Source organism: Erysipelotrichaceae bacterium 66202529, assembly GCA_017161075.1.
In the GTDB taxonomy this organism is placed as follows: Bacteria; Bacillota_I; Bacilli_A; order Erysipelotrichales; family Erysipelotrichaceae; genus Clostridium_AQ.
This window is the reverse complement of the sequence record CP046174.1, coordinates 4080389-4100200: the sequence shown is the minus strand read 5'-3', so window position 1 is coordinate 4100200 and position 19812 is coordinate 4080389. Positions and strand designations below refer to the sequence as shown.

At 42.3% G+C, this 19812-nt stretch carries 16 protein-coding genes and 1 pseudogene; 6 read left to right on the top strand and 11 right to left on the bottom strand.

All coding sequences use genetic code 11. The features are described from left to right. Window positions 1–26 precede the first annotated feature (26 nt). Entirely contained in the window at window positions 27–2042 is a 2016-nt protein-coding gene (locus GKZ87_19370; GenBank protein QSI27497.1) for a maltodextrin glycosyltransferase, read from the bottom strand. Window positions 2043–2173: 131 nt separating this feature from the next. Here GKZ87_19370 and GKZ87_19365 point away from each other — a divergent pair, with 131 nt between their 5' ends. Beyond that, complete coding sequence (locus GKZ87_19365; protein QSI27496.1) at window positions 2174–3361, top strand: hypothetical protein; 1188 nt, start codon at window positions 2174–2176, stop codon at window positions 3359–3361. On the opposite strand, the gene GKZ87_19360 is transcribed toward GKZ87_19365, so the two are convergent. The 7 genes from GKZ87_19360 to lysA all read right to left on the bottom strand — a co-directional run bounded on the left by GKZ87_19360 (window position 3362) and on the right by lysA (window position 9612). After that, entirely contained in the window at window positions 3362–3730 is a 369-nt protein-coding gene (locus tag GKZ87_19360) for a hypothetical protein (protein ID QSI27495.1), read from the bottom strand. It lies immediately after the preceding gene. A gap of 291 nt (window positions 3731–4021) precedes the next feature. Beyond that, window positions 4022–4714: a 2,3,4,5-tetrahydropyridine-2,6-dicarboxylate N-acetyltransferase gene (dapD, locus tag GKZ87_19355; protein ID QSI27494.1), complete on the bottom strand. Its 693-nt coding sequence runs from the start codon at window positions 4712–4714 to the stop codon at window positions 4022–4024. A gap of 10 nt (window positions 4715–4724) precedes the next feature. Continuing rightward, a complete protein-coding gene (dapB, locus tag GKZ87_19350) occupies window positions 4725–5444 on the bottom strand; it encodes a 4-hydroxy-tetrahydrodipicolinate reductase (protein QSI27493.1) in 720 nt (239 codons plus the stop codon). After that, a complete protein-coding gene (locus GKZ87_19345) occupies window positions 5438–6319 on the bottom strand; it encodes a 4-hydroxy-tetrahydrodipicolinate synthase (GenBank protein ID QSI27492.1) in 882 nt (293 codons plus the stop codon). The genes dapB and GKZ87_19345 overlap by 7 nt, the downstream gene beginning before the upstream one ends. Next, window positions 6312–7133 (bottom strand): diaminopimelate epimerase, encoded by an 822-nt coding sequence (locus GKZ87_19340; GenBank protein QSI27491.1) that lies wholly within the window; start codon window positions 7131–7133, stop codon window positions 6312–6314. The genes GKZ87_19345 and GKZ87_19340 overlap by 8 nt, the downstream gene beginning before the upstream one ends. Then, window positions 7130–8329, bottom strand: a complete 1200-nt coding sequence (locus GKZ87_19335; protein QSI27490.1) for an aspartate kinase — start codon at window positions 8327–8329, stop codon at window positions 7130–7132. The genes GKZ87_19340 and GKZ87_19335 overlap by 4 nt, the downstream gene beginning before the upstream one ends. Beyond that, a complete protein-coding gene (gene lysA, locus GKZ87_19330; GenBank protein QSI27489.1) occupies window positions 8326–9612 on the bottom strand; it encodes a diaminopimelate decarboxylase in 1287 nt (428 codons plus the stop codon). Before lysA ends, GKZ87_19335 begins: the two co-directional genes overlap by 4 nt. 376 nt (window positions 9613–9988) lie before the next feature. Here lysA and GKZ87_19325 point away from each other — a divergent pair, with 376 nt between their 5' ends. The 3 genes from GKZ87_19325 (at window position 9989) to GKZ87_19315 (ending at window position 12844) form a co-directional block, all read left to right on the top strand. Beyond that, the gene (locus tag GKZ87_19325) at window positions 9989–11095 is read left to right on the top strand and encodes an amidohydrolase (GenBank protein ID QSI27488.1); all 1107 of its coding nucleotides are present in this window, start codon (window positions 9989–9991) and stop codon (window positions 11093–11095) included. A gap of 268 nt (window positions 11096–11363) precedes the next feature. After that, window positions 11364–11780 carry a hypothetical protein gene (locus tag GKZ87_19320; protein QSI27487.1) on the top strand — a complete coding sequence of 139 codons (417 nt, stop codon included), beginning with the start codon at window positions 11364–11366 and terminating at the stop codon, window positions 11778–11780. Between the two features lie 689 nt (window positions 11781–12469). Then, window positions 12470–12844, top strand: coding sequence for a hypothetical protein (locus tag GKZ87_19315; protein ID QSI27486.1), 375 nt, complete (start codon window positions 12470–12472; stop codon window positions 12842–12844). 190 nt (window positions 12845–13034) lie between these two features. Here GKZ87_19315 and GKZ87_19310 read toward each other — a convergent pair whose 3' ends face one another. Next, on the bottom strand, window positions 13035–13418 hold the full coding sequence (locus tag GKZ87_19310; GenBank protein ID QSI27485.1) for a hypothetical protein: 384 nt from the start codon (window positions 13416–13418) through the stop codon (window positions 13035–13037). Window positions 13419–15019: 1601 nt separating this feature from the next. Between GKZ87_19310 and GKZ87_19305 the strand changes: the two genes are divergently transcribed. Next, window positions 15020–16033 (top strand): Rpn family recombination-promoting nuclease/putative transposase, encoded by a 1014-nt coding sequence (locus tag GKZ87_19305; GenBank protein QSI28024.1) that lies wholly within the window; start codon window positions 15020–15022, stop codon window positions 16031–16033. A 346-nt stretch (window positions 16034–16379) separates the two neighbouring features. Here the strand turns inward: GKZ87_19305 and GKZ87_19300 are convergent, their stop codons facing one another. Together GKZ87_19300 and GKZ87_19295 are read right to left on the bottom strand one after the other, a co-directional pair. After that, window positions 16380–17216: a Cof-type HAD-IIB family hydrolase gene (locus GKZ87_19300; GenBank protein QSI27484.1), complete on the bottom strand. Its 837-nt coding sequence runs from the start codon at window positions 17214–17216 to the stop codon at window positions 16380–16382. Further along, window positions 17213–19141: pseudogene (locus tag GKZ87_19295) on the bottom strand (PRD domain-containing protein). Before GKZ87_19295 ends, GKZ87_19300 begins: the two are co-directional and overlap by 4 nt. Window positions 19142–19472: 331 nt before the next feature. Here GKZ87_19295 and GKZ87_19290 point away from each other — a divergent pair. Then, entirely contained in the window at window positions 19473–19787 is a 315-nt protein-coding gene (locus tag GKZ87_19290; GenBank protein QSI27483.1) for a PTS sugar transporter subunit IIB, read from the top strand. The last annotated feature ends 25 nt before the right edge of the window (window positions 19788–19812 follow it).

Here is a 19812-nt window from a genome sequence, read left to right as displayed (position 1 = left end):
AAAAGCCCGGAAGTCCATGTATAATATTACAGGCTTTCCGGCTTTAATTGTATAAATTTAACTTCACCCGGATCAAATGCAAGAGGAATGTTCTGGAAGCTGTCCATTTGAATATCATGCATATACGGATCCTTTGTGGAAAAAATCTGTTTTATTGAACGTGGAGCGAACGGAAGCTCACAAATCATATTCTCTGTATGAATATGCAGCTGTACGCTGTCATGTACATTGGTATTGCATACAACAAGCAGCGCTCTGTCCTCACATATGTAGGTAAAGCCGATTCCATAATCTCTGGGGGAATCAAACCAGACAGGAATACATGCATCCGGATTTGTAATAGCCTCCAGATAATTCTGCCGGATCGCACTTGTTTTTTCCAGCAGGGAAGGGAGAACCGGCAAATCACTGCTTCGGTAATTGAACCAGTATTCATCAAGATAAGCCTGCTTATGATGACGTGCATCCTCCTTTGGCAATATATTCAGATATTTAGGATCACCGTATTCACTGAGCTGCATTGGCTGTACCTCAAAGCATTCCACACCATTCATCATAAACGGGATTCCGTTTGGTAAAAACTGATTCATGACGGTGAGCATGATTGTTCCTGTATTACCCTCCACACTGGTGATACGGCGGGAATCGTGGGCTTCACAAGCTGCAAACATCGGACATACATTACCCTTGAGACGATAGCTGAAGCTGTGAAATTTAAAATTCCATAAATCACTTTCCTCATAGGCACCGCTGCCGGATATGGCATCATAGCCCTTATGCAGCCATAACGGACTGTTTTCCGCAGCGGTATCCTCCGCAATCATGGCTAAGGCGCGATTCTGCTTTCTTGCTGTTTTTGCCAGGGCTTTTTGCAGCTTTTCCGGCAACAGATACGGTTTTTCCAGATATATACCGTCAATGCCGAGCGTCTGCTGATACCAGGTGATATTTTCACACAGCATATCCCATAGAGTGCTCATTGGCTTTCTGGCCGGATGCAGGTCGTAGCGTATAACATCCTGCATCAGATACGGCTTTGCACTCTTTCGTATTTCCTTTGGTGTCTGGGCGTGGAAATCCTCATAGAACCGCCATATGGTGGTATCCTGTTCCACAGGAATACCGGCGTTGATCTGATCCACCATCGCAGGTGCAATCGTTGTATGTAGTGCATATTCAATATCCTTCAGGCTCTCATAGGATGCCAGTGCAGCAGGAGCTTCCTGGAATAAAGCGATATGCTTTTGGACATCCTCACTGCGGTAGAAATCCTTTAATGCATAGGAAAAGGGAATCGTGTTCTGCGGCAATGCATTGCACAGCGGCGCATGGTAGGCATTTTGCCTGTCTGCATCATACCAGAAGAACCATTCCGGATGTTCTTGGTAATAGCTGTTTTCTCTGGCAAGCTTACCCGGACAGTATTCAAGAAGTACACGGAATCCCAACAGGTGGCAGGCTTCGATAAAGGCTGCACACTGTTCCTCTGCACACAGCTCAGAAATCAGATTATCCTTTAGTGTATCATCTAGCTTACGGAAATCGGTAACGGCCTCCTTCACCGGATAATCATGTGCATTCTGTGTCTTGCATAAGGGAAAAATCTGATGCAGAAGAATCGTGTTGATTCCCATGCGCTTTAACAGCGGCAGCAGTAGGATACTCTTTAAAAAGGTACCGTTATCATTGAGGTGATACAGATTGTCACTTACAAGACGGTCGTCCCGGTCATGATCCCATGCAGTAGCTGTACGAACCATGAGGGAATATATGCTTGCGTTCTTTAACCATGAGCGATCAGAGGTTTTCCCTGCCGTTTTCTGCGGCTGTTTCCAGTTTCCATCCGCATCCTTTAAAATATGACGAAGCGTAAACAAATAAAATTCATACGGATGGACAAGCAGCTCTTTGCTGCGTATGCTTTTTGCCGGACGGTAGCCGTACAGATTCCAGGATTGCGGAACAGCATAGTTGTAGATTTCATCCGCATGGAGCCCGCATTGGCGTTCCAGCTCTTCATATAAGCGTTTTAAGTAGTTCATGTGAAAACCCCCTTATACGTATAGTATTCTATACGTGGCGAAAAATGTCAATCGTTAATTGAGAAAAGAAAGCGATTTCGACACTTTTTTCAGCAGGGTATTTTTATACTGACTTCACGAGGAGGATGTGTATGAAAAAGCTGCTGTTGTGTGTATTGGTGCTTCTGATGCAGGGGTGCAGCGGTGCTGTTTCTCAGCCCTCAGATATCCATATGGATGGAAACCGTTATGAGATCGAGCAGGATGCCCAGCTGCAAATATATGTACCAAATAAATCCTATGGAAGGGAGCTGGAGCGGCTGTGGGATGAACACTATCCTGCGCATAAGCATGCCTTGCATATCAGCACTACAAAAAAGTCCCTAAACCAGCAGGACATTGTATGGCGAAGTGACTGGGATGCGCTATATGAGACGGTTCAGACCTATCCTCTGACCGGAATTTTGCGACATCTGGAGTATGCATGGCCCTCTGAATTTGAACGAACAGCCTTGCAGAACCGCTTTTTTCCAGTGAGTGGAAAAGGTCTGATCTATGTGCAAAATACATATACTGCCGCCCACCGTGGATTAACTGAGCAGGATTTTGAGGATTTCAAAAATTTGAAAGGGGTAAAGGATGCGTATTACCAGAACCGCGGTCGTGATTATACTCTTCCTTTCTTTTTTGACAAGGAGGATGAAGAGGATGCGGCAATACCGAAAAATGAAGTTATAAAGAATCAGGAATTTCGTGAGCGGCTGCACCGTTACCGTAGCTTTCATGAAGTCCTGCGTCTGCATGATGATACCCTGGATGATGCGGCGTTTTATGAGGATGGACGCTATGTGAGCGGATTGCTTATGAATGATACATCCTTTTCACAATCCAATGCCTATGCCTCCATGCATCTGCGCTTCTCTCCAATGCCCGCTTATGAGGATACCACCCTGCGTCCTGTTCTGGATGTATATGGGTTTATGGTGAACAAAGCGACCCGCTATCCCAATGCTGTATTCGCATTTCTGCAGCTTGTACGCTCACAGGAGGGGATAGAGGCATTGTTAAAGCAGCGTATGTTTCCGCTTGTACAATGTGAGGATGTGGAGCGTATAGGGATTTATGACACGTATGTAAAACAAATCCTATGTGCAATGAATGCATCCCAGCTGCGAAGCTCCTCCTATATAAAGGAAAAGCCATCCATTACATTGATGGAGCTGTATGAAAAAAGCAATCTGCTCTCTCTGTTACAGAACAGTCTCTATACAAAAGAAAAAGACTCTCAGGTACAAAGAGTCATGAATCAGGACATAACACACTGGATACTGACACAGTAATCAGTGTGCTTTTCTTTTTATGCGGATGTAGATGAACAAAAGCAGGGGAATAGCGGTAGGAAGCAGACTGTATATACCGGCGGTTGTATCGTGCATAAAGAAATAGATACAACAAACCGCAGAAAACAAAATGCCCCAGATGCTGCTGATCTGCAATGTTTCCGGTGTATCCTTCGTATGGACAAATAGAAAGGATTTCCTGTAATTTTCACGATATGCCTCACTGATGGAATATTTATGATAATGCGATATCGTATAACCAATCAGCACGATAGCAAGAATGATAACAGAGTTTAAATTAAAGTATACACTGATAATATAAAGCGGCAAATACCATAGCAGCTCCAGCCACGATAGGGAACGTTTCATAAACTACCTCCTATAATACCTGGATATTATAGCACATATGAGCTCCGGTATCCAAATCATAACGGGTGATTACAAATCGTTTCAGCTTCATATCGGGATTTTATTAGTAAATAGCTTTTGTGTTCCGTAATTTCTTAAAAAAGGAATTTCTAAATTACCGTACGAATTAGTGTCCCCTCTAAATTATCATAGGGTATATTATCATAGGGTATATTATCATAGGGTTAAGCTAAAAAGTCGGGCGCATCATAAAAAAACGAACAGAATATGTCCGTTTTCTTTATACGTGTATTACAGACTTCGCAGAGCATCCACCAGCTCGGTTTTCTCTGCCGCCTTTGCATCCTTTTGCTTGATAACGCGTGCCGGACAGCCTGCGACAACAGCATTGGCAGGAACATCCTCAATAACCACAGCACCTGCCGCAACTACAGCATTTTTTCCGATATGCACACCCTCAATCACGACGGCATTTGCACCGATCAATACATCATCCTCAACAATGACAGGTGTTGCACTCGCCGGCTCTATAACGCCCGCAAGGACTGCGCCTGCACCGATATGACAATGATTGCCAACCGTTGCTCTGCCGCCCAGCACGGCGCCCATGTCGATCATGGTTCCTTCTCCGATGATTGCACCGATATTGATGATGGCTCCCATCATGATGACGGCATTATCTTTGATTTCCACCTGATCGCGTATCACAGCCCCTGGCTCAATGCGCGCATTGATGTATTTTTTGTCCAGCAGTGGAACAGCGGAATTGCGGCAATCGTTTTCGATCACAATGTCCTCTATGGCATCCTGATTTGCTTCCAGAATGGGCGCAATTACCTTCCAATCGCCAAATACGACCTTTCCTGCTGCACCGAAAACCTGACAGTCCGGAAAGTCAACAGGCCGTTTTTCCTTGATATACACCTTTACCGGTGTCTTTTTTTCGGCATTTTGTATAAATGCGATGATTTCATTAGCGTTCATGTCTTCCTCCTTATGCGAACAGAATATCTTTCATGGTATACATACCCGGCTTCTGTGCAGCCGCAAAGCGGGCAGCCCGCAATGCTCCGTTAACAAAGATTTTACGGCTGTTGGCAGTATGCTTGATTTCAAAGATTTCATCATCCCCGAAAAAGTAAACATCGTGCTCTCCCGCAACCGTTCCTCCACGGACGGCATGGATACCGATTTCCTTTTGACGTTTTCCCACAAACCCGTTTCGTCCGTGTACCTCCCGGTATGTATGCTCCCTGTTCATGGCAGCTACCAGCATTTTTGCGGTACCACTTGGCGCGTCCTGCTTCTGGTTATGGTGCTTTTCCACAACCTCGATATCAAAGCTTTCCTCCAGCATTGGGGTAATCATTTGCAGAACCTCCTGGAATACGGCGATTCCAAGAGAAAAGTTTGCCTGAAATACAACCGGGGCAACACTGCTCAGCTCTTCTACCTGCCGTCTTTGCAGATCATTATGTCCGGTCGTACCACAGATATATGCACATGGATGGTTCAATACAAACGGCTTGATCCACGTCAGATTATCCGGATGGGAAAAGTCAATGATGATATCCACCTGCTCCTGAAGCGTGGACAGATCGGGATGATTGGTTCCATCCGCAATCATCACAACCCTCATATCATCACTTTGTCCGATGGTATCCACAATCATTTTCCCCATGTTTCCATAGCCGACAACAAGTACATTTAACATAGGCCGGCCTCTTTCATTTGTGTGAGCAGTGCCTGACGGTGATCCTCACTCATTTCACATAAAGGCAGACGATAGCCGCCGACGCCCTTGCCCATCATATTTAAAGCCTCTTTTACAGGAATCGGATTGACCTCGATAAACAGCGCATGAATCAGATCGAGACAGTTGAGCTGTGTCGCAAGCGCCGCATCGGTGTTGCCGTTTCGGTAATTGTGCACCATTTCATGTACTTCCTTCGGCATGATGTTCGCCCATACGGAAATAACACCGCTTCCTCCCAGAGCCAGCAGAGGAATGACCATATCATCATTTCCGCTGAACATAACGAAATCATCGCTGAGGTAACGTGCTATGCTTGCGGCATATGCAATGTTTCCGCTCGCTTCCTTGATACCGCAGATATTTGGATGCTTGCTGAGTACTTTGACAGCCTCCTCATTGATGCTGCAGCCGGTTCTGCCTGGAACATTATATAGAATAACCGGTTTGTCCACAGCGTCCGCAACCGCAGTAAAGTGGGCAATCATTCCCTGCGCATTGGCCTTGTTGTAATAGGGGGAAATCACAAGCAGTGCATCTGCCCCCATATCGGCATATTTTTTACTCTTTTCAACAGCAGTCTGTGTGCAGTTGGACCCGCTTCCTACGATAACAGGAATCCTTCCCTTAATCGTCTGCAGGGTGCATTCCACCACGGCGTCATCCTCCTCATGTGTCATGGTGCTGGATTCACCGGTAGTACCCAGAACAAGAATACCATCGGTTCCGCTTTCCACATGCCATTCCAGAATTTCCTTCAGCTTCTCAAAATTAACGCTTCCATCCTCATGGAACGGAGTTACCAACGCGACAATACTTCCTTTTACATCAAACATATGCAAATTCTCCTTTCAGGATCCTTTCCGCAGGACCAAACATGTGGACATGCTGCTGATCATCGATCTTGATATGCAGCTCTCCACGCTTTAACAGAACACGCAGCTTCGATGCACAGCCCTTTTTCTCATATGCAATTCTGGCTGCTGCACAGGCGCCGGTACCGCAGGCAAGCGTCATACCGACACCGCGTTCATACGTTACCATTCTTAATGTATTCACATCTGCAATTTCCACAAAATTGACATTTGTCTGTTCCTTATATAATGGGTGATGGCAGATTTTCTTACCGATATCGCTGTAATCAAAGGCAAAGGCATCAGAGACAAAAACGACGGTGTGTACCGTGGACATAAAGAAGCTGTATACAGAGACACTGGTATCTCCTACCGTTAGCTTATAGTCCATAATCGGCTCACTTTGACCCTCCACCTGTATGCTTTTGGGATCATCATCCCAGGTACCCATATCAATACGTACCTGAAACGGATCAAGGGATACCCTCGTCACATGCTTTCTGCCAGCCAAGGTTTCTACATCATATTCCTCGGCTGTTTCTATTCTTTCATCATAGCAGTATTTCGCAAAGCAGCGGATACCGTTTCCGCACATCGGTGCGCGGGAGCCATCTCCGTTATAGAATACCATTTCCAATGGATGCTGCTTTACGAGAATGCAGCCATCTGCGCCAATACCGGTATGCCGGTCACAGACCTTAACGACAAAGTCTTCGATATCGCAGTTCATAACCCTCTCCCAGTCGGTTATGATGAAATCATTTCCACAGCCGTGATATTTCGTTACCGGAATCATAGGTCAAATGCCTTTCCCAATACCTCGACAGCCTTCAGCTTATCCTTCTCTTCAATCGTGAGAGATATGGATATTTCACTGGAGGTAATCTGATAATAACGGATATTGTGATCGCTTAATGTCGTCAATACCTTTGCGGCAATACCGCTGTGTGTGGAGATACCTACTCCGACAATGGACAGCTTGACAAAGCCGAGCAGACGGGAGATGGGATAGCGGGAATGCAGACGGTCAATGTTTTTCAAAATTACATCCGATTGCTGTTTATTGCAATAGAAGGCGAAATTGACCTTGCCATCGTGTGTCAGCTGCTGGGATATCGTATCCAGATTGATATCCAGCTCGGATATCATCGCAAACAGCGAATTCAGAAACTTTCCATCGTTGGGCAGATCATTTACCCTCATAATTGCATAATCTTCTTTGATGCTGATACCGGTGATTGGCATATCTTCGAGATGCTTCGTTTTTTCCATAATATACGTTCCTTTGTTTAAATTCTCCTCTAATGCTCTTCCCAGAAATAATTTCACATTGTATTTACTGGCCAGCTCTACACTTCTTGTTTCCAGTACGCCTGCACCAAGACAGGCCATCTGCATCATTTCATTATATGTGATTTCCTGCAAACGTTTCGCATGCGGATACATTCTGGGGTCAATGGTATACACACCGTTAACATCTGTGAAGATATGACATTCCCAGCCCAGCTTTGCCGCAAGTGCAACCGCCGTTGTATCACTTCCCCCACGTCCAAGTGTTGTGATATCCCCATACTCATTCGCTCCCTGAAAGCCCGCAACCACAACAACCCTGTTGTCATCGAGGTGCTGCCTGAGCCGGGTGATATCTATATCCATTATGCGGGCATGGGAATGATGGTGGCTGGTTATGAAGCCGCACTGATATCCGGTCAAGGAAATTGCCGGAACACCTAACGCGTCGATTGCCATAGCAAGCAGGGTAATCGTCCTCTGCTCTCCGGTTGACAGCAAGGAATCCAGCTCCCGCTCATTGACGTGCTCTCCGATTTCGTTTGCCATAGCGATCAGCTTATTCGTTGTTTTCCCCATGGCACTGGCCACGATGACCAGGTTATCTCCTCGTGCCTTACATTTGGCCGCATGCGCTGCGATGGCTTTGATCTGTTCAATCGTACCAACGCTTGTCCCTCCATACTTCTCTACAACATTCATACTTTAATTTCCTCATCACATTCCAGCTTGCACATATCCTCATACGTTTCGCGTTTTACTACATAGCGCACCTTTCCATCCTTTACAAACACGACTGCCGGTCTGCCAAGACGGTTGTAATTGCTTGCCATGCTGTAGCCATAGGCACCGGTGGTATACAGGATGAGCAGATCATTCGTCTGTGCGTGCGGCAGTAAAGCATTTTCCACCAGGATATCTCCTGATTCACAGCACTTACCGGCAACCGTGACCGTTTCGCTTTTTTCCTCATCCATGCGGTTTGCGATATCACAGGCATAGGCAGCCTGATAGAGTGCAGGGCGGATGTTATCCGACATACCGCCGTCCACGAAAATATATTTTTTGTTTTCCGTCTGCTTCTGATATCCGATGCGATACAGGGTGGAGCCTGCCTCTGCCACAATGCTTCGTCCCGGCTCAATCATTAGCTTACGAATCGGCAGATGGTATCGTTCCCGTTCCCATTTGCATGTATTCAGAATTGTCTGACAAACCTCCTGCAGTGGAATCGGATGATCCTCACTTGTATAGTAGGCCGCAAAGCCGCCTCCCAGGTTCAGGGCAGTCGTTTTGATGCCGTAGCGCTTCTGCATATCATCCACAAATTTCATCAGAGTCTGAATTTCAGCGACATATGCCTCTTTATCAAATATCTGCGACCCGATATGGGAATGAAAGCCTTCAAAGGTGATATTCGGAATACTGGTCAGGGTATGGATCATATCCCGGATATCCTCCATACGGCTGATGGAAATCCCAAATTTGCTATCCAGATGGGCGGTGACGATATATTTATGCGTATGGGCTTCCACCCCCGGATTTACCCGGATCAGAGTACGCACTGCTGTGCCTACTCTGGCGGCAGCTTTTACCAGCAGCTCACACTCCATTGCATTATCCACCACGATACAGCCAACACCGGCCTCCAGCGCCATGATCAGCTCATCCCAGGTTTTGTTATTTCCGTGGAAATAAATTTTATCCATGGGAAAGCCTGCCTGCATGGCAGTATACAACTCACCACCACTGACGACATCCAGACAAAGCCCATGTATGGCAGCCATTTGAACGATTGCCTTGCAGGAAAATGCCTTAGAGGCATACAATACCTCAGTTTCAAAATCCTCACTCTGAAACAGCTCATGAAACTGACTCATTTTTTGTGTGATTTTATTTTCATCATACACATATAACGGAGTACCGCACGCATTTGCCAGTTGTTCCACGGAAACTCCCGAAATTTCCAATACCTTTTTACTCATTTCCATCACCTCATTAAAAAATGCCAGCAGGAGTATGCACCCTTACTGACATTGTAGTTCACCCTATGACAATAATGATAGCACATCTACTGATGGTAGACAGTCTTATGAATCTTCTTCATAAGCCCACCACAATCCTATGCCTAAGACTGCAGTTCGGCGGAATTGCTGAAACCAGCTGTCAGGTGTCTGCCGACTCCAGCTGATGTAGTCGCTCCCGCGCCTCTATCTATTTTTCTGTATCATATCACTATTCAAGATAAATTACAACCGTTTTATGAAAATAATGTGATTTGATTTCATAAAATGAAAATATTTACATGAGGGATGGTTTCCTATATAATAGACATAACATGAAACAGGGAGGATGAAGCATATGTTGGAAAGAATAAGGACATTTCGCAGAGATTTGCATCAGATTCCGGAACTGGAATTAAACCTGCCAAAAACACAGGCGTATATACAAGAGGCTCTCAGGGAGCTTCCCTGTACAGTAAGCTCACCAATTCCAAGCAGTGTGGTTGCTTTTTTTGATGCGGGAAGGGCAGATAGTATAGCATTTCGCAGTGATATGGATGCATTGCCGGTTACTGAGGCTACTGGAAGATCTTTTGCTTCCCGTCATGAGGGCTGTATGCATGCCTGCGGACATGACGGACATATGGCGATGCTGCTGGAATTTGCACATCAGCTGTCTACCTATTATAAGGAGCTTCCGCATAACGTGGTTCTCATTTTTCAGCCGGGAGAGGAAACCCCGGGTGGTGCAGAACCGATGTGTAAAAGCGGTATATTTGAACAGTATCGTATCAGGCGTATTTTCGGCTTTCATGTATGGCCGATGCTGGATAAAGGAGTCATTGCAACACGCAAAAATGAATTTATGGCCCGTTCCAGTGAGGTAAACATTGACATTACAGGCAAGAGTGCACATGCGGCTAAGTATAAGGAAGGCATTGATGCCATGGAAATCGCGGCGCGCTATTTGCTTGATTTGTATAAAATGGAAAAGGAAGAGCTGTCACCAGAAACCTACCGGCTGTTGCGTTTCGGACTGTTAAAAAGTGGAACTGTACGCAATGTAGTGGCGAATCATGCACGACTGGAGGGAACACTGCGCGCCTTTCAGGATGAAACCTATCAGTATATGAAGCAGCATATGTTTGAGCTTGCGAAGACCTACGAGGAGCAGGGAGCAGGCTTTACCTTTGATATCAATAGCGGCTATCCGGCTGTTATGAATGATGCTGCGCTGGTGGATCAGGTGTGTAGCATGGATCCGGATATCGTATTGCTGGAGGAACCGGAAATGATTTCCGAGGATTTTGCGCATTATCAGCGAAAGGTTCCCGGTGTATTCTTTTTCCTTGGGACAGGGACGGGAATTGCTTTGCATGCGCATGACTTTGATTTTGACGAAGAAGTCCTGTTGTCCGGTGTTGCACAGTATTGCAAGCTAAGCAAAATGAATTTCTTTGAGTAAGCGTAAGGAAATGTTGCCGGCATAATAGGAGGCTTGTAAAATGAATAAAGGAAGGTATCATAAAATATTGCGCTATGATTCACAGCTGAAATTCAGGGATGCGAATTATTTGAAATGTATATTTATGATATATGCTATCATTGTGTATTTCTTTTCATATCTTATGGGTTGATTTCTTATTAACATTTATTACGAGCTACGAAGCGTAACAGCTTACTATAGACATCATGAAGGCAAGGTCGGACTGAGCAGAAATGGAGGCAGGCATATGAAAAAGGATCCTATTACACGTATACGTTCATTTTGTTATCTGCTGTTATGGCTGTTGCCGGTTCTGTATTTTATACTGCTTGCTGTCTTAAATAAAATGGGATACTCTTTGCGTGTCTTTCCGAAGCAGTGGATGTACATAGGATATATTCTGCTGCTTCTTGTGACCTTTGTACTGCGCATGGCAAAAGCAAAACGCATACTGCCAGGGATAGTGATAATTCTTTACACAATAGGTGTAGGTACCTTGATGCCAAAGGGTAATGAGAAGCTGGTTTTGTATGAGGATACGTTATGTGTTTTAGAGGTTCGCGATGTATGGCTGGAAACATATCCACGGGTTTACTATTATCGTGTGAAGAATTGGTTTCTAACAGATAACCATGTGATATATTCTTACCGTCTTACCCGATGAAGTTCAGAGTATTTACATAGCTGTTAATCTTCTGCCTGCGTATTTTCAATAAAATTTTAAAAGGGAATCATTCTAATATGTAATGTTTGCTTTTTTACAAATGTATTCTGTTCTTTATAATACAATTTACGAATCATGCAGATGGCTTTATGATAGATTCTTCAAATCCAGTCTGAGCTGCCGTCGTATATCATTTATCGGTTTTTTATCGGCCTTTATCGGCTTCACGATATCAGGACGATAAAGGTTCACACGGAATGTATCTTTGATTTCCATAAATTCAGGTGTTGGAAGCTGATATTCTTCAGCATGCTTAAAAAAACGGCGAATACCTGTTTTCCAACCTTCGGTTACTATGGTGTATTGTTTTGTGTAAATAGATACTGTTATAACAATATATGATAAAGTTCCCAATATAACGGTTTTACTAACTAGGATAATAGGATTTATGAAGAAGGATTAAATGGAATAGATTAGCTGATCTAGCTGATTTCAATACTATTCTAACACATGACAGGAATCCTTTTATTTTCTGTGAAGGTGTTAAAAAAGTATGAGAAGAAAGAAGAATCAGATGTAAATATAAATAAGCCAGATAAAGTCTATTTTGCAAAAGATAAGGTGGTTATAAGGGATATGAAAAAATATAAGAAACGAATAATCACAGCATGCATTGTTCTCGTTACATTATGTGGTATTGCGGATACTACTATATATGGTGCTCTTATCATCCGGAAATCATTGTCCATGTTGGTGATGGAGGGATAGGAAAAGAAGGAGATTATAAGCTGGAAACACCTTATATTTCTTATGGGGAAAGGCATGGTATTTCAACTGCGGCAGCTGTAGAGCTAAAAATAACAAATGTAATGATGCAGCATGAGTATGTCATAAAGGATATTGGTAATTTGTACAAGGCATGTGATATAAAGCTCGATATTAAAAGAAAGGACGATCAAACAATACTTAAATACCATGGCACTGCAATCGATTTGAATGGTAAAAAGGTTGAGTATGACAATGAAATTGTCTTAGATTTCGTTTTGGATGCTGATTATAGTTAACTGGTATTTGCGTACACAGGATATAGATATATGATGCTTCATAGATTTTAGAAACATATTCCAGCAGGTCTGCGACTAATGAACCAGCCTTGAACATAAAAACACGCAAAATCTCAAGAGAGAAAAGCGTGTTTTTTTTTGGATACTTTAAGAGTACATAGGAGTAAGTATACAACTTACCCAAGGAGATTTATTGCTGGTATTTCGCTATTGCCTTATCAATGAACGCTTTGATTTCCTCTGCAGTTTTATGATCCTCTTTGTATTTATCGGAATTTGTGACTGTTTTAACCTTGGAGATATAAATTGCAAGAGTACGTTCATCCTTCATCGTAAGTTTTAGTCCTACATATACAGTAGGCTCTCCAATAAGGGAGACAAAGGCAGTGCCTCCCAACACCTGATGATGGAAAGGCTCTGTTTTGCCACGATATTTTGAATCTTCATTTAAAACAGAACATTTTATAATATCAGTATATGAATATGTTCCTTCTGTACCATCCAAAATAGTAAATGTTTTGTCGTCCTTGTTAAATACAACACTATCAAATGTAACTATAGAATCCTTCATAATGTGATTCCTCCTTTTTTATAAAACCTGAGCTATGTTTGTAAATGATTCGGGAAATACCTGAATACAACCGGATTGAACCATCATAATAGCTGTAAATTTTGACACATATCTTCGTTCGGTTAAATCATAGCTGGATAGTGATATACAAAAGAAATTTAACTTTTCATTCTGTTTCTCATGTTAGCTTATCGTGGTATGCACTCCTCCTAATTACAGTATAGAATAAAAAAAGCACAAAAACAGTCTTATAGTTACATACTATTTATGGTATACTATATAAGTAAGCGTTTTTATTTATATACATATTCATTTTTTAGGATAACTGATAAGACGGATGGAATTATTTCATTCGTTTTTTATTAAGGAATTGATAAACCTCTTTAGCAGGCTGAAAAAAAGGAAGCATTTGCTTCCTCTAAGGGATTTTGCATAGGCAACGGCTCAGCGAACCAGCGAAATTATAAGGATTATGACACCCAGTACAACCGCACTAAGTAATACATTGCGGAACGTAAAGAAGTCATAAGTATAGTTTCCTGTATCCTGTTCCATTTCTGTCTTTTCCCTCAAATTATGTTCTTCCACGCCATTCGGCGGTGAAAGCTTCTCCTCATTCATGGTATCTCACCCCTTACATGCAAAATCTCTTTCCTCTTGTTTCTGTAATCACATTATAGCACAACTTATAACGTTTGTATTAAAACTCATAAAATCGTAAGAATCGTTAAGATTCTTTATCCAAAAGAAGAAAACTCCACTGTGATACCCGGATGAGCAGCACCAGCGGAGAATCTTACTGTATGGATACGAGAAAGTTTAACACGTTTTATGCAGGAAATCAACCAGTATCAAAACAGATAGGTGCTGATAATAAATGCCAGCATGATTCCGGCCATAATCAGAATTTTTCGCATACTGATGATCTGTTTACAGATTGTGCAGTTTTTCAGAATCATCGGTTTTGTCGGTTGCTGTCTCATCAGGTCTCTGCTCATCATACTCTTTATCTCCTTCAGCCTGTATCCTGCTTCCTGCACAATATATGTGCCCCATGGGTAGAATCCCCTGCGGGTAAGGTGCCCTGCGGGTATATTTTAGCATAGGCAGCGGGTTCTTCGGCTTATGTTACTAAACTGTAATGGAACTGTAAGTTTTATTTGTTCCTATTATATAAACGAAGTAAATAGAGAAAAAGTTTCAAAGAATTTGAAAAAATTATAAATTATACAAGATTTAATTTTATGTAGGTGTTTATCTATTTATATTGTACGTCATTTAACTATAATTAGCAATACCTTCAGAAAAAAAAAGCAAACTTTTCAGCTTGCTATAGCTATTGTTCACCGATGCATAAGAAACAGCTTTAATTTCATAATACATAAATGAATGACTTGGTTAACAACCTGGTAAAAGAATTGAACAGATATATTTTTAATGGTCAATAACATCACTTGAAAATATAAATTATGAAATATATAAAGAATTTTTCTGATTTTTTAGGAGTTTTACATTTTCTTTACGTATGTAATAGTGTAAAGCATAAGTACATGTGAAAGGAAGTGAAGAATATGCTTACAAAAGATGTAATGGAGAATAAAGAAATGAAGGTAGAGGTGCAGGAACGACTGAAATATGATAACGATATTTTTTTTAAGTTCGCTCTTGGCACAGAGGATGAAGATGCTGCGTTTATCCGTAACACCATTATTGAACGAGTGACAGGGATTCATCCTAAGGAAAGTACCGTATTAAATCCTAATCTGGATCCTGCTATTCTCAAAAAGAAAAAAATGGTATTGGACATCCGTGTGAAGGACAGCGAAGGAAGAGAATACGGAATCGAGATGCAGACTACCTATTCAAAGCAATCAGAGTTAAAACGCTTTGAACTGTACGGTGCCAGAATGTTATCGAATCAGCTTGATAGCGGAGAAAGGTATTATGATCTTCTGCCTGTTTATCAAATTATCTTTCTTGATTCCTATGCAGAACACACGAAGAAGTTAATCGATACCTATCAGATGAGAAATGAGGAAGGAGAAGTAGAAAGTAAGCGCAGTTTAATGAAGAGGATTTACATCTATCTGCCGGAGATAAATGCAATCGTCAAGCGCAAAGGATTTGAGAAGCTGAATGACTTTGAACAACTGTGCTTTTTATTTAAAAATAATGATCAAGATGGTATACTAAAAACAGAGGAAAGGCTGGTGAAGAAGGTAATGGAAAAGTACAGGAAATTTCAAGATGCAGAAGACCTCTGGTCGATAGCGATGGCAACGCAGATACAGGAACAGCGCGAAAAAAATGCCATTTTGGATAGTTTTGAAGATGGTGTTGAACAAGGAATTAAGCAGGGAATGGAGAAAGGACTTGAACAGGGGATTGAGCAAGGAATCGAGCAAGGAATAGAGCAGGGGATCGAATTAGGAATTAAACAGGGACAAAAAGAAGGGGAAAGAACGTTGTTAAATCGACTGCTGGTAAATAAATATCATGAAGACTGCTCAACATGGTTATGTTCTTTGTCAATGGAACAGCTCGACCTTGTATCCAATTTGTTATTCACGTGTGATACCTTGCAGGAATTAAAGAATCAGCTTATAGACAACAAATAATACATATAAAGCCATAAAAAAACTGTTTTATGTGAACGAAAACAGTTTTTTTAATGCAGATTTTAAACGAAATGTTTATGAAACAGAGCCTCAAGATATGCTGATTTTATCAGAGAAAACAGCACAGTATAAATAAAAACATGGAATCATGCTCATTTGATCCATTTGTTATCTATTCTATATTGCTTCATAACTTTAAGATAATGTACCTATTCACAAAAAAAACTGGCAAGTGTTAACGACGTATCATATTGCGTGAATAGAAACACTACAGCAGGTCTTTCTCTAAGACGCTTTTCATAACACTCTTCCTAAATTTTATCTTTTATTAGTGAATAGTAGCTTGCTAAATGAGGTTCAGCGTTTTCAGACAATGATATATTCCATGCTCCTTACTTGAGGTAGTAACCATATCGCTGACCTCTTTCAGGGCATCGCAAGCATTTGCCATAGCAACGCCTGTATGACAGTGCATTATCATCTCAGCATCATTCAGACTGTCTCCGATAGCTACCGTATTCCTCACTGATATCCGGAAATGGTTCAACAGACAGTCAATACCTGTAGCTTTTGTTAATGCACGATGATAGATTTCACCATTTGTACAGCGATCGTTCTCTAAATGATGGAGATGCTTCAGATGAGGCGGCAGGTGCCTGTCAAATTCCTGCAGCTGTGAGTCTCTGGTAATAAAGGTGGCAATTTTCATGATTTGCTGCATATCCTTCTCCCTGAATTCATCCAGTTTATGCATGCGGATGGAAGCCATATATTGACGGACAAGCTCACTGTTTTTTTCCATACCTTTACCTCTTTGAAGCATGGAATGAAAGAAGGAATAGCCGACGGAATCAAGGAAGGATGCTCTGCTGCCTTCCAGATTAAATCCGATTGCATATCTTTGCAGCAGAGGAATCAGCTCTTTCACTATTTCCTTTTCTAACGGCTGATAGAAAAGAACACGGTCTCTGCTTTCCACCATAGCGCCACAGGAATATATATAACCGTCAAAGGGGATCGCAAGGATTTCCTCATCCATCTCCGTTTTTGGACGCCCGGTTGCCAGACATACCCTGTGACCGTTTGCCTGTGCCTGCGCAATCGCTGTTCTGCTGGATTCCTGAATGCCGATTTCATGATCCAGCAGAGTACCGTCAATATCCAGAAAGATACATGTTTTCATGCGGATTCCTCCTCCTGATAAGAAATGCTTGCGCAAATCATATGCTCAAACTGCTCGAAGGAGGTACATTCCTTCATACGTTCCATCACGTCGTCCTTACTGAATTAATCTACCAGCGCCTCATACAGGTCATGGAATATCTGCTTGTCAATTTTATTTAAAGCTACTAACAAAACCACATGGACAATATGATGATCCCATTGTATACCTTTTTGGGATATCGCAACTCCGATACAGGTTTTCAATGCTTCCATTTCCATGGAATGCGGAATCGCTATGTTGCCAAATGCTGTGGAAGCCGCTGTTTCACGAATCATAACACTGTTCAAAAAGCCTTCATTCACATACTCCAGCTGTTCCATACTGCCACATAGCAAAGGAAGCACATCATCACGATTTGGTGTATCTGCATTTGCGATGAACAGGGAGGAAGAAAAGAAATCATGAAACTTCTTCTTCAGGATATAATTACGCTTGTTTGTTCGATAGCGGTCTATCGTATTCTGAATTACCATACGGCTGTTACTGCTGGGAAACGGCGGAATCTGGCACACCTCTTTGCGAACAGGATGCTTTAATGGAACAGTGGTCAAAAGTATGTCATAGTGCTGATTTTTTAATTCATGCTCATAGGATACCGTCTTTCGGATATTGATCTGATTTCCAAAGTCAATCAGCAGCTTATTATAAATAGAGCTCGTTATATTCATATACTCCGGACAGAGCAGAACACATTGAATTTTTCCATCATTGGTTTTCTGCCGTTCTATATCTGCACCGATATGGAGCGCAAGGAAGGTGACCTCATCCTCATTGATGTCACAATGAAAGCGCTGCATCAGCTCCATGGCTATGAAAATGGCAATATCATAAACCGTGGGACAGCTTGATTTTATAGCATCCACCATGGGATTCTTCGTATAGGTGTCATTGCGTACCCGTAGCAGAAGGTTTTTTAAATGCAGAGAAAAGGGAGTAATGAAGTTTTCGTGATTCAGATCTATGTAATAGCTGTCATTTACCTTTCGAATAATATCTCTGGTAAGTGCGAGAATATCATCACCGACCAGCTTTTTCAGACTATCCTCTGAGCTGGGCAGGGAATAATTGGCATTTGTTTTAAAGAGCATATACACTTCAAATTGCTCATTGCGGTTAAAGCTGATGGAAAGCGCCTCCTCCAGGCGTAAACAAAGCTCCTTAACAAGGGCACGCTCTGTTTCGCTTTCAATCGTAAAATCGCGTTCCCTAGTCTCTACAAAATTGCCCTCCTTAACGCGGTCAATGATAATGGCAAAGTGCAGCAGCAAATTCACAAAGGAAAAGTCATTGATATAATAGTTATATTTCTGAAAGGTAGATCGAATGATGGCAGATACCTGTTCAACAGGGAAATCCGGAAAGCTGCTGGTAATGATGTTGGCATCCATAAACTGCTGATCCGTTTCCTCATACATCACATAGCTGACAAGACGGCGTTTATCCTTCTCACTTCCGTGCAGGCGTACCTCCTCATTTTCACATGTAAATTCAATATGAAAATTCGCAAATGCCTTATTCATTTTGGCAATGTCCGCTTTGATTGTGGAGTAGCTGACGTATAGGGCATCACAAAGGTCGTACAGATCCATGTGGGAAGAATGCTCCAGCATAATCTGCTTTACGATATAAAAGCCCCGCTCCAGGCTTGTCTGCGGAATGCTTTCCTCTTTGACAGACAAAAGCTCCTTTGCCTGCTCCATCTGAACAGTATATCCCTGTTTGCTGGAAAGGATCACCTTATGGTTTCCAAGCAGATTGATTTCATTTACATAATTTTTCACAGAGCGTGTGGAAATGGATAAAGCGGCAGCCAGCTGACGGCTGGTAACCGCTGTAGAGTGATTTAGCAGATATTGCAGTAATTCCATATGTTTTTTCTTCATAATACCTACCCCTCTTGGATGAAACCTGTGGCTTATTATTGTTATGTCTATTATAAATTAGACACGAACGGTGTACAACCAGAAGATTTCACCACATGGTGCAAATGTACTTTTTCATGTACTTTTAATCTTACAATAAAGAAAAATACTCTATCCAATATTTGATGAAAGCTGCAGTTATATATTATAAAGAGAGAATAAAAGGAAATTTCATCATGTCAGGAATGACTTGCACCACTCGGTGCAAAACTTCGGTTGAGAAGTGATGCCAATTTTAAGATAATGTGGGTGTACAAGGTACAGCGCTCATAAGAAGCGGAAAGGAGTTATCATGGACAAAATGTTCATCATGCTGTGCTGTGGAGCTGGTATGTCCAGTGGTTTTCTGGCAAATCAGGCTCGCAAGGCAGCAAAAAAACGCAAGCTAGACACAACGATTGAAGCACGCTCTCATACGGACGTCAGCGGTTATCTGTCAAGCATCAGTATTCTTATGCTGGGACCGCATTACGGAGGAGAACTCCCAAAATGGAAATCTCTCTGTGATCCATATAATGTTCCGGTTGTCGTAATACCACAGGATATCTATGCACAGCTGAATGGGGATGCACTGATCCAGCTGGCACTGGATACACTGGGGAAATAAAAAAGCTAAGATGGCAGTCTTAGCT

Excerpts from the sequence above, each read along its gene's own strand:
- lysA (QSI27489.1), bottom strand. The coding sequence starts at position 9,612 with ATGAGTAAAAAGGTATTGGAAATTTCGGGAGTTTCCGTGGAACAACTG.
- dapB (QSI27493.1), bottom strand. The coding sequence starts at position 5,444 with ATGTTAAATGTACTTGTTGTCGGCTATGGAAACATGGGGAAAATGATT.
- GKZ87_19305 (QSI28024.1), top strand. The coding sequence starts at position 15,020 with ATGAAGGTAGAGGTGCAGGAACGACTGAAATATGATAACGATATTTTT.
- GKZ87_19335 (QSI27490.1), bottom strand. The coding sequence starts at position 8,329 with ATGAATGTTGTAGAGAAGTATGGAGGGACAAGCGTTGGTACGATTGAA.
- GKZ87_19300 (QSI27484.1), bottom strand. The coding sequence starts at position 17,216 with ATGAAAACATGTATCTTTCTGGATATTGACGGTACTCTGCTGGATCAT.
- GKZ87_19325 (QSI27488.1), top strand. The coding sequence starts at position 9,989 with ATGTTGGAAAGAATAAGGACATTTCGCAGAGATTTGCATCAGATTCCG.
- GKZ87_19315 (QSI27486.1), top strand. The coding sequence starts at position 12,470 with ATGTGGTATTGCGGATACTACTATATATGGTGCTCTTATCATCCGGAA.
- GKZ87_19365 (QSI27496.1), top strand. The coding sequence starts at position 2,174 with ATGAAAAAGCTGCTGTTGTGTGTATTGGTGCTTCTGATGCAGGGGTGC.
- dapD (QSI27494.1), bottom strand. The coding sequence starts at position 4,714 with ATGAACGCTAATGAAATCATCGCATTTATACAAAATGCCGAAAAAAAG.
- GKZ87_19345 (QSI27492.1), bottom strand. The coding sequence starts at position 6,319 with ATGTTTGATGTAAAAGGAAGTATTGTCGCGTTGGTAACTCCGTTCCAT.
- GKZ87_19320 (QSI27487.1), top strand. The coding sequence starts at position 11,364 with ATGAAAAAGGATCCTATTACACGTATACGTTCATTTTGTTATCTGCTG.
- GKZ87_19360 (QSI27495.1), bottom strand. The coding sequence starts at position 3,730 with ATGAAACGTTCCCTATCGTGGCTGGAGCTGCTATGGTATTTGCCGCTT.
- GKZ87_19370 (QSI27497.1), bottom strand. The coding sequence starts at position 2,042 with ATGAACTACTTAAAACGCTTATATGAAGAGCTGGAACGCCAATGCGGG.
- GKZ87_19290 (QSI27483.1), top strand. The coding sequence starts at position 19,473 with ATGGACAAAATGTTCATCATGCTGTGCTGTGGAGCTGGTATGTCCAGT.
- GKZ87_19340 (QSI27491.1), bottom strand. The coding sequence starts at position 7,133 with ATGATTCCGGTAACGAAATATCACGGCTGTGGAAATGATTTCATCATA.